This window comes from Comamonas testosteroni (assembly GCF_000761245.1).
GTDB lineage: Bacteria > Pseudomonadota > Gammaproteobacteria > Burkholderiales > Burkholderiaceae_C > Comamonas > Comamonas testosteroni_C.
The window spans coordinates 1-1537 of record NZ_AWOR01000101.1; the positions used below are offsets into that span (position 1 = coordinate 1).

At 62.5% G+C, this 1537-nt stretch carries 2 protein-coding genes; both read left to right on the forward strand.

Annotation, left to right across the window (positions count from 1 at the left end; all coding sequences use genetic code 11):
* Nucleotides 1–761 (forward strand): hypothetical protein (locus P353_RS29405; protein ID WP_232776939.1); only part of this gene is annotated, 761 nt, incomplete at its 5' end.
* A partial coding sequence (locus P353_RS26315) for a T6SS effector BTH_I2691 family protein (protein ID WP_332835661.1) occupies nucleotides 758–1537 on the forward strand: 780 nt, incomplete at its 3' end. The genes P353_RS29405 and P353_RS26315, both read left to right, overlap by 4 nt.

Genomic DNA, 1537 nt, shown 5'->3' on the forward strand with positions numbered 1-1537 from the left:
TCCATACGCCGTCGGCCTGCCCAGCGCTGGTGGCCCTCGCGACACCCGGAACTTCGCCGTCGCAGGAACTATTGGCGCTATCTGCCTTACGCGCTCATGAGGAGATGGATCGTCACAAGCGTTACGTGTGCGGCTGGCTCAGTAGCAGCGCCCCCTCCCAGGCGCTAAGTGCCCACATCGTTTCGCTCGGGCTACTGCCCTCGAAGCAAGGCCAAGTGTTTTTCCCGATCCATGAGCCCGTTCGGCTGGAGTTGTTGGCTGGCACCTTCGACAAAAATGAGGGGCCCTGGTGGCCAATTCGACGCTGGTTCCTGCCCACAAGCAGCGGTGCCGGCAGCGTATTGGTGGGCGCGCCCGAACGTCGCACCGTACCGGGCAGCCACACGACGGCGGTACAGCAGGACGCCCCCTTGGTTGCGGCCTTGTTGAGCGGTTGGCGTCGCGCACTCCAATTGCCGCTGGCGTATGCCCCGGCTCGCTGGAGCGGCCCTACTGCGCTGCCGCCCCAAGCGGCGGCACAAGCCTATATCCATATCCAGCAAGCCCGTCAGCTTGGGCTTAGCCGCCAGGACGACATCCTGACACTCGCCTTGCATCGCCTGATGCTGCATCCGCATCTGCACCAGCACACCGGCTTTCGCGCCGTGATTGAACAAGCGGTTCAGGGGCAAGCGCCGCTCAGCCAACTGCTGGTCCCCTACAACGACATCGCCTTGCAAAGGGCAGTGTCGGACCTGACCTATGCCGGAGCACCTCAATGACCTTGGGCACACAACTGGGCATCGTTATAGCCGAAACCGCCGTTTCAAACGATCAATGCAAAGCCTGCCAACGTAAAGGGTTGCCCATCCTGCCATTGCGCCACGCACTGGTGCCGCGCTCACCGAATGAGCCAGTGCGTCCGGATACCGTGCATATCGATACGCGCCTGGGCTTGCGCACCTTGCGCGCCGGCTACCTGTATGTCTTGCTCGATCGCAAAACCTGGCAGGCTTACCAGATCAGCCCGGACGGTTATCTACGTCAATTCAACCCCTACGCACCGCCGCCTGCCAACGAGACGCCGCTGTCCGATGCTTGCGTCGCGGCCAACCACGACTGCCCGGCCTCGTTCCTCAACATCGACACGGACAAACATACCCAAGCGTGGCTGGCGTTTGCCAATGACCCGTGGCCCGCCAGCGTGCTGGACGCCTACAAGGCCGGTCAGGCTTCAGAGCGGTTCCAGACACTCGACCTCGCCAGCGCACGCGACAACCCCGCCAGCGTTGGCCTGGCCATGACCGATGAAAACCTGCAGGTGGACAAGCAGGTTTACGAATACCAACACCACCCGACGAGCCCATTGCCCATCCCTACCGAACCCGACTGGCGTTTTTATGAGCATCCCCCGCAAGAGGCAGCGCCAAGATTCGACAGCGTGCACGGTTTCCATAGCCGCGCCCATCGCCTGGGCGCGCTGAAGGGCTTCCTGCGCAGCGCCATCCCACAGCACAAGCTCCAACAAGGCGTCCTCGCGTTTGTACTGGATGACATC